This is a genomic window from Aeromonas sp. HMWF014, assembly GCF_963878295.1.
GTDB classification, from domain to species: domain Bacteria; phylum Pseudomonadota; class Gammaproteobacteria; order Enterobacterales; family Aeromonadaceae; genus Aeromonas; species Aeromonas popoffii.
Window position 1 is genome coordinate 1 of record NZ_CAWNYS010000223.1, and the last position, 8,275, is coordinate 8,275.

9 protein-coding genes and 1 pseudogene are annotated in these 8,275 nt (G+C 57.3%); all 10 read left to right on the forward strand.

Going from position 1 to position 8,275, the window contains the following annotated elements; all coding sequences use genetic code 11:
* The coding region (gene mshE / locus AAC083_RS08995) for an MSHA fimbrial ATPase MshE (protein ID WP_108536386.1) at positions 1–1,420 on the forward strand (1,420 nt) is incomplete at its 5' end.
* Positions 1,421–1,488: 68 nt separating this feature from the next.
* Complete coding sequence (mshG, locus tag AAC083_RS09000) at positions 1,489–2,709, forward strand: MSHA fimbrial biogenesis protein MshG (protein WP_108536387.1); 1,221 nt, start codon at positions 1,489–1,491, stop codon at positions 2,707–2,709.
* A gap of 68 nt (positions 2,710–2,777) precedes the next feature.
* Positions 2,778–3,239, forward strand: coding sequence for a hypothetical protein (locus AAC083_RS09005; protein ID WP_108536388.1), 462 nt, complete (start codon positions 2,778–2,780; stop codon positions 3,237–3,239).
* Positions 3,240–3,316: 77 nt separating this feature from the next.
* On the forward strand, positions 3,317–3,988 hold the full coding sequence (locus AAC083_RS09010) for a prepilin-type N-terminal cleavage/methylation domain-containing protein (RefSeq protein ID WP_108536389.1): 672 nt from the start codon (positions 3,317–3,319) through the stop codon (positions 3,986–3,988).
* A gap of 14 nt (positions 3,989–4,002) precedes the next feature.
* The gene (locus AAC083_RS09015; RefSeq protein ID WP_108536390.1) at positions 4,003–4,446 is read left to right on the forward strand and encodes a prepilin-type N-terminal cleavage/methylation domain-containing protein; all 444 of its coding nucleotides are present in this window, start codon (positions 4,003–4,005) and stop codon (positions 4,444–4,446) included.
* Between the two features lie 59 nt (positions 4,447–4,505).
* Complete coding sequence (locus AAC083_RS09020) at positions 4,506–5,009, forward strand: type II secretion system protein (protein WP_108536391.1); 504 nt, start codon at positions 4,506–4,508, stop codon at positions 5,007–5,009.
* Positions 4,996–5,619: a prepilin-type N-terminal cleavage/methylation domain-containing protein gene (locus AAC083_RS09025; protein WP_108536392.1), complete on the forward strand. Its 624-nt coding sequence runs from the start codon at positions 4,996–4,998 to the stop codon at positions 5,617–5,619. Before AAC083_RS09020 ends, AAC083_RS09025 begins: the two co-directional genes overlap by 14 nt.
* Positions 5,619–6,446: a PilW family protein gene (locus tag AAC083_RS09030; RefSeq protein WP_108536393.1), complete on the forward strand. Its 828-nt coding sequence runs from the start codon at positions 5,619–5,621 to the stop codon at positions 6,444–6,446. The genes AAC083_RS09025 and AAC083_RS09030 overlap by 1 nt, the downstream gene beginning before the upstream one ends.
* Positions 6,436–6,918, forward strand: coding sequence for an MSHA biogenesis protein MshP (locus AAC083_RS09035; RefSeq protein WP_375134749.1), 483 nt, complete (start codon positions 6,436–6,438; stop codon positions 6,916–6,918). The genes AAC083_RS09030 and AAC083_RS09035 overlap by 11 nt, the downstream gene beginning before the upstream one ends.
* Positions 6,915–8,275 (forward strand): annotated as a pseudogene (locus AAC083_RS09040) (MSHA biogenesis protein MshQ); the annotation flags it as partial. The gene AAC083_RS09035 and the pseudogene AAC083_RS09040, both read left to right, overlap by 4 nt.

Sequence of the window (8,275 nt, forward strand, 5' to 3'; positions counted from 1 at the left end):
CACCGACAACCGGGTGACGGTGGCCATGTCGGATCCGGCGGACTTGAGTGCCCTCGATGCCATCGCGGCGTTGCTGCGCCCGCGGGAGATGGTGCTGTCAGTGGCGCGGGAAGGCCAGTTGCTGGAGTATTTCGACCGCCTCTATCGCCGTACCCGCGAAATAGAGAGCTTCGCCGAACAGCTGCAGGAGGAGTATCAGGATACTGGCTTCGAGCTGGGTTCTAGCAACATCGGGTCCGGTGACGAGGGGGAGGCGACGGTGGCCAAGCTGCTGCGTTCCCTGTTCGAGGACGCGGTGCAGGTAGGGGCCTCCGATATACACATAGAGCCGGATGAGAAGGTGCTGCGCATTCGCCAGCGGATCGACGGCATCTTGCACGAGAATATCCTGAACGAGGTGCGCATCGCCCAGGCGCTGGTGCTGCGTCTGAAACTGGTGGCAGGGCTCGACATATCCGAGAAGCGGCTGCCCCAGGATGGCCGCTTCAACATGAAGGTGCGCGGCCGGGACGTGGATGTGCGTATGTCCACCATGCCGGTGCAGTACGGTGAGTCCGTGGTGATGCGGTTACTGGATCAATCCTCCGGCATACTGTCGCTGAGCGAGACCGGCATGCCGCCGGAGATGCTGGCCCGTTTTCGCCGTCAGCTCAAACGACCCCACGGCATGATACTGGTGACGGGCCCGACCGGGAGCGGCAAGACCACCACCCTCTACGGCGCCCTCTCCGAGCTCAATCAGGCCAGCCACAAGATCATCACGGTGGAAGACCCGGTAGAATACCGGTTGCCTAGGGTCAACCAGGTGCAGGTGAACCCCAAGATAGGCCTCACCTTCTCCCATGTGCTGCGTTCTACCCTGCGTCAGGATCCAGACATACTGCTGGTGGGCGAGATGCGGGACAACGAGACGGTGGAAATAGGCCTGCGTGGCGCCATCACAGGCCACCTGGTGCTCACCACACTGCACACCAACGATGCGGTCACCAGTGCCCTGCGTCTCATCGACATGGGCGCGCCAGGCTATCTGGTGGCGAGCGCGCTGCGAGCCGTGGTGGCCCAGCGGCTGGTGCGGCGGGTGTGCGAGCACTGCGTCGAGGAGCGGGCGCCGGACGAGGGGCAGGCCACCTGGCTTACTGTGCTCTCCGGCGAAGCGCCCGGTCAGCATGCCTATCACAAGGGGCGTGGCTGCCAGAGCTGCAACTTCACTGGTTACTCTGGCCGGATCGGGGTCTATGAGCTGCTGGAACTGGATCAACCCATGATGGATGCCCTGCGCCGCAACGATGCCGAAGGCTTCGCCAAGGCGGCGCGTCAGCATGAACACTTCCGGCCACTGGCCCTGACGGCGCTGGATTATGCCCGCCAGGGGATCACCTCGGTGGATGAAGTGCTGCGGTTGGCCGAGGATCTGGGGTAAGCCATGACTCACTTCAACGTCAACTCACAGGCTGGTTGCCATGACACTCTCGGTCAGGGGCGCACCTCATGAGTACCTTTGCCTACAAGGGGCGCGACAGCCAGGGCAATGCCGTCAACGGCGTGGTGGACGCAGCTAACGAGATGGCTGCGGCCGAGCAGCTGATGCGTCGCGGTGTGATGCCGACCGAACTCAAGCCGGGCAAGGCGAAATCAGCCGCCATCGACTGGTCGCTGTTGCTGGAAGGGGGCGTCAAGCTGGACGAGCTGGTGGTATTCAGCCGCCAGATGTATGCCCTGACCCGGGCGGGGATCCCCATACTGCGCGCCATCGCCGGGCTGGAGGAGAGTGCCCACAGCAAGACGCTCAAGCGAGCGCTGCACGCGCTGGGGGAAGATCTCGGCAATGGCCGGCCGCTCTCCAGCTCGATGCAGGCTCACCCCAAGGTATTCAGCAGTCTATTTGTCGCCATCGTTCACGTGGGCGAGAACACGGGTCAGCTGGAAGAGGCCTTTTTGCAGCTTGCCAACTATTTCGATCTGGAGCTGGAGACTCGCAAGCGGATCAAGACCGCCATGCGTTATCCCAGTTTCGTGATGATCGCCATCGGCATCGCCATGGTGATCCTCAATATCATGGTGATCCCCGTCTTCGCCGGCATGTTTGCCAAGTTCGGCGTCGAGTTGCCGCTGACGACCCGGATCCTGCTCGCCACCTCCCACTTCTTTGTCCACTACTGGTGGCTGCTGCTTGGCATACTGCTCGCCATGGTGTTTGGCTGGCGGCGCTGGGTTGCAACGGTCAAGGGCAAGCTGATCTGGCACAGATGGCAACTCAGGCTGCCCATCGTCGGCACTATCATTGAGCGCTCCCTGCTGGCCCGCTTCGCCCGCAGCTTTTCCATGATGCTCAAGGCCGGGGTGCCGCTCAATACGGCGCTGACCCTGGTGGCCGATGCGGTGGATAACGCCTATATGGCGGGCCAGATCCGTGACATGCGAGCCGGTATTGAACGGGGTGAGAGCCTGCTGCGCACCGCTGGCAGCAGCGGCTTGTTTACCCCCCTGGTGATGCAGATGATCGCGGTGGGGGAAGAGACCGGTCAGGTTGACGACCTGCTGCATGAGGCGGCCGAGTATTACGAGCGGGAGGTGGACTATGACCTCAAGAGTCTGACCGCCCGTATCGAGCCCATCCTGATAGGCGTAGTGGCCGTCATGGTGCTGGTGCTGGCACTGGGTATCTTCACGCCCATGTGGGACATGATGCGTGCCGTGCGCGGTAGCTAACGACCTTTACTCCTCCTGGTGGGATATGATGCGTTGTGGTTGGTCAACAGGGTGTGAGAGAGGTGCGGGTGAGCAGACAGTCACAACAGGATGATCGCTGGCTGGGGGGATATAGGAGAATGGCCGCCCTGATCTTGCTGCTGATCATAGTGGCGACCCTGGCCCAGAGCTATCGCACCCACAGAGCGGAGGCGCTGGCGCTCAGCCTGGTCCTGCTGGGAGAACAGTTTGCCGGGCGGACACAGAGGTTGCACGGACTCTGGCTGGAGCAGCGCCGTCCCGCGAGCCTGTTCGCCGATGGTCTGGCTTGGCAGTTCGATTACAGAGGCTGGCCGATCGGGGCCGGCCCCCTGCTGGCCCCCTCGGAAAATTGCCGCCAGCTGTGGTTGTCGATCATAGGCACACAGAGCCAGGATCTGCCGCCGCTGCAAGCGCTGGCGAGCCGCGATGGCGGGGGATGCGAGTTCGGTTGGGAAGATAATTGGCTGATATATCAATTTTCTGATGGCAGAGTGCTGAAGAAGTCTTGAATGAGACCCATTGTGTGGGCGAGTTAAATGATTTTTTTATATCTGCATGAAATAATGCGGATTATTACGGAGGGACCATGGCAACAAATCGAATGGCATCAACACATCCCGGGTTGGTGATAACGTCTCGGGCGGCGGGTTTTTCGTTGATCGAGCTGGTGATCGTCATCGTTATCCTGGGGATCCTGGCGGTGACCGCCTTGCCTCGTTTCCTTGATGTGACCGACGAGGCCAAGAAGGCCAGTGTGGAAGGGGTTTCCGGCGGCTTTGCCACCGGTGTGTCGCTGGTGCGGGCCCAGTGGGAAGCGGAGGGACGAGCCAAGCAGGACAGCCTCAATACGGTGCTGTATGACGGTTCGCGTTTCTATCTGACCACGCCGACCGAGACCCAGGTCAGCAATGGCGAGCTGTCGCCCGGTTATCCCATGGATACCTCGGCGGGTGGCGGTATCGATGTGGATCCGGCTAACATGACGGCCCAGCGCTGTCTCAAGATTTGGGAGGGTCTGTTACAGAACCCGCCCAAGGCTACTGCCAGCTTTGACGAGGTGCGCGGTAGCGGCAATGACCTGAAATACTATGTCAGTGTGACCAATAACGGCCTGGACTCCGTCTGTCGCTACTATCTGGTCAATAGTTTGAGTAAGGGCAGTGATGGCAAGTATCAGGATCCGCAAGGCAGTACTGATGCATTTATGAGTTTCAGTTACCGTCCGGCGTCCGGTCAGGTGACCACCAATATCAATTGACAGAGGAAAGTAAAATGAAAAAACAGGCGGGTTTTACCCTGATCGAGTTGGTTATCGTGATCATTATTCTGGGCATTCTGGCCGTGACGGCAGCGCCCAAATTCCTGAATCTGCAGGATGATGCGCGTAAGTCAGCTGCACAAGGCGTGCAATCAGCACTACAGAGTGCTGCCAATCTGGTCTATAGCAAGGCTGCTTTGGAAGGTCAGGAAAAAGCATCTGCAGCAGGTGGTACTGCATTGACTGGAATGACGAGTGTGAAAGTCATTTACGGTTATCCGACCGCTGATACTATTTCTGCTGCGGTCACTTTGGATGGATGGAAGGTATCTGGCGCATCAGCTACTTCTTCCAGCTTTTACCCGGAAAATACGAAGGGTAATGAGTGCTATGTGACTTATCAAGCTGCAACTTCAGATACAGCGCCGTTCAAGGTAGAGTTGAAAAACTGTAAGTAATATCGTTTTTATGAGCGAGGCTTCGGCCTCGCTTTCTCTTTTCCCTGATGAGAAAACACATGCCTGCAACCAAGGGCTTTACCCTGATTGAACTGGTAATTGTTATCCTGTTACTCGGGATTCTGGCCGCCTTTGCCGTGCCCAAATGGCTGGGTAAAGGCGGCTTTGAAACTCAAACTGTTCGCGACGAACTGCTGACCCGGCTGCGGCTGGTGCAGACCGTTAATATGCATGAACCCGCCAACCGCTGTACCCAACTGGTGGTGGACGCGTCCCGTTTTGCCCATATCACCCTGGCGATGACCGGTGCCGTTTGCCCGGCCCCTGCCCCCATCGCCAGCTGGAGTGATAATCAGCGCACCCGGGGACGCCTTGTCACCCCATCTTCTGGCATCACTGTCTCCCTCAATAACAGCAGCAGTTTTGTGCTGCGCTTTGATCGGCTGGGTCGTCCAATCGGGAATTGCGCCACCGCAAGCGGGTGTTCTCTGCTGGTGAGCGATGGCCGTGAGACCCGCCGCATCAAGATAGAGTCCGAGGGTTATATCCATGAGATCCCTTAAGCGCGGTTTTACCCTGATAGAGCTGATCGTCGGTATTGTGCTGCTGGCGGTGGCATTGACCGGCATTCTCGGGCTCTTGATCAATCAGGCACCGCAGGCGGTGGACCCGGTGCAGCAGGTACGCGCCGCCCAGTTGGCCCAGCGCCTCTCCGGGGAGATACTGCAAAAGTCGTTTGATGAGCAGTCGGATCATAATGGTGGCCGTTATCGCTGTGGCGAGACGTTGAATGGTCAGTTTTATGGGGACTGCAGTTGCCCTGTCGGTCAGGCGTGCACCCAGCGGCCTCCCGCTCCGGCCATCACCGGCTGGCAACCCAGCGTCTATGGCCCTGATGGCGAGCCCGCACCTTACGTCTATAACGATGTGGATGATTTCGATACCGCGGGCAACTGGGTGGACGCCAACCGTTTTACCCAGACTGCGGCGGGGATCAGCGGTGAGGAGTATCGCAACTATCAGGTCAAGATTGCGGTAAGCGCGGTCGACTTTAAGGATGGTACTTTCAAGATCTGTACAGCCCCTTGTTCTGTGGGCAAACGCATCGATCTGCAGGTGCGGCTGCCGGATCAGAGCGTGCTCGACTTCTCCTTCTATCGGGGGAACTACTGATGAGAGGGGCAATGCGCGGTTTTACCCTGATCGAGCTGGTGATGGTGATCCTGCTGCTCGGCATCATGGCGACCTTTACCAGCCAGTTTATCGGCATCGGTACCCAGATCTATGGGGATGCCAGCAGCCGCGAGCAGTTGATGAGCGATGCCCGCTTCGCCATGGAGCGGCTCAATCGCGAGCTGCGTGATGCGGTACCGGGCTCGGAGCGGATTGAAGACCGGAACGGCAACTGGCTTGACGAAGGGGCCTGCCTGCGTTTTTGGCCCATCAGTGCCTCCAGTCGCTATCTTGCCCTCAATCGTGCCATATCAGGCAGCAGCGCTACCCTGGAGTTAGTGATGGCAACCCCCGCCTCAGTAACCAATCCACTGAGTGTGGACGCCGCCGCCGTCAGCAAAGGTGACAAGATGATCGTGTTCCCCGTGCCGGACAAACATGCCGGCTCACTGGCCACCAATTGCGAGTTCGGTCGCTGTGTGGCCAGCGTAACGGACGTGTTGGCGCCGGTTTCCGGGGTACAAAGCATTCGCTACACCAGTGCGCAAACCCTGGCCGGGCTCTCACCGGGCAGTCGCGTTTATTTTGCCCGCGAGCAAGTCCGCTACTGTGTTGAAGGGGGCACGATAACGAGATCGAGCGCGGCCATTGGCGCCTCTTTTCCTGCACAGGGCGTGCTGATGGCCGATTCTCTTCGAACGGGAGTGTTCTATCGGGAAACGTCGGCCTTTAACGCTGAAGGGGAGTTTGGCGTGCGCTTCGTGTTCGAGCGCAGAGGTGAGTCAGTTATCTTTAACCACAAGATAGGGGTGTTCAATGTCCCTTGATGCGCGCTCTGTAGGGCGGATGAGGGGCAGCTCCCTGATGATCGCCCTGTTTGTGATTGTGGTGATGGCGCTACTGGCTGCTGCCATGGGCCGCTTTCTGACCGACAGTAGTGAAAAGAATACGGTGGAGGTGCGCAGCGTGCGCGCCCTGCTGGCTGCCCAGAGCGGGCTGGAAGTGGCGCTCTATCGGCTCTTCCCCAATCGGACGCCCGCTTTACCTGAGCCCCCCGCGGTATGTGAGGCAAATCAAGGCCGCATCCCCCTCACCTTTACCGGCAATCCGGGGCTGGTCGACTGCCAGGCCGTGGTGCGTTGTGTTGCCGTGCCTGTGACTGATAACGGGCTTGTGAGCACTGGCTATCGACTGGAGAGTGAGGGTTCCTGTGGCTCCAATGACCTGGCCAGTGCCAATCCTGATTTCAGGGTGAGTCGCACGATAGTGGCGGAAGCTTATGGTGGTACCAATCCATGAAAAAGAAATTTTTACTGTTGCTAAACCTGCTTTGGGCTTGCTCAAGTTTCGCGTTTCAGCAAATTGATGGTGACACCTATTTCCCCGCTGTGGTGCAAGGGCATCGAGGAGATGCTAGTACTAGTTGCGTCACCGGTAGTGGTGGTCGACTGGAGCAGAATGGCAATGCCCGTATTAATGGTACGCAGGGTGCTGATTTGCGCTTTTGCTCTTCAAACAGTTCGCTACCAGATAGGGGTTGCGATACTGTCGATGGTGGTGATAGGCGCTGTACTATCAGTAGCCTCCGTGTTCCCGCCCTATCTATTACAGGAGAAAATGGTTTTGTAACGAGTTCGAATGCGGGTGGGAATCTTACCTGTAACTCATCACAAGTCATTGGTAACGGGGCACAAAACCAATACCGGGATTTTACACTCAATAACAATTGCAACCTCACATTCTCGGATAGCAAGAGTGAATACAGGCTGCGGACATTAACGGTCAACAATGGTGGTAAAGCCATCCTCCCAGCAGGTGATTATTATATAAATTCTCTGAACTTATTTAGTGGCAGCACGATTGAGGCGCTTGGGCAGGTTAGAATTTTCGTTAATAACGCTACGTCACTTGAAAACACTAGCTTGTTACGTGCAAGTGGTGGTTCTATTTTGCTATTTGGTTATAACAATATCACCATGAACAGCAGCAGTCGTGTTGATGGATATGTTTATGCTCATCAAGCGCTAATCATGGAAGGTAGTTCAGTTATTAACGGCCGGGTCAGTGCCCGCAACTTGTTTATGTATACCGACTCAGTCATAAACAACAGTGCTGAAACTCCCTTGTCGCAATGTTTCAGTGATGATTTCTCGAGAACAAGCCTAGGGGAACACTGGGTTGTCGCACAGAGAAATAACAGTGAATTGCCATCAATTCAAAGCGGTCGCTTGCGGATGACGCGTAATATTGGGGATCAGGCCACCTCCGCGACCTATCTGCGTTTATTTCCAGCTGCGAATAACCTGGTTGAAGTCACCTTTCGCTATTACGCTTGGGCGCCCCAAACAGGCACAGGTGGGGATGGGTTAGCGATTATTCTTTCTGATGCCACAGTGACACCTCAACCTGGCAGTTTTGGCGGTGCGTTGGGATATGCCCAACGAAATAATGGTACGCCTGGTTTTGCGGGGGGGTGGCTTGGGGTTGGGCTTGATGAGTATGGCAATTTTTCCAATCCCAATGAAGGTAAAGTCGGTGGCCCCGGTTTTCGTGCTCAAGCAATAGCTATAAGAGGCGGGTCTGGTTCAAGCTATCGTTATTTAGCCGGGACCGTTGCAAATCTTAATCCCAGAGTCGATGTGCGAGGAACGTCTGC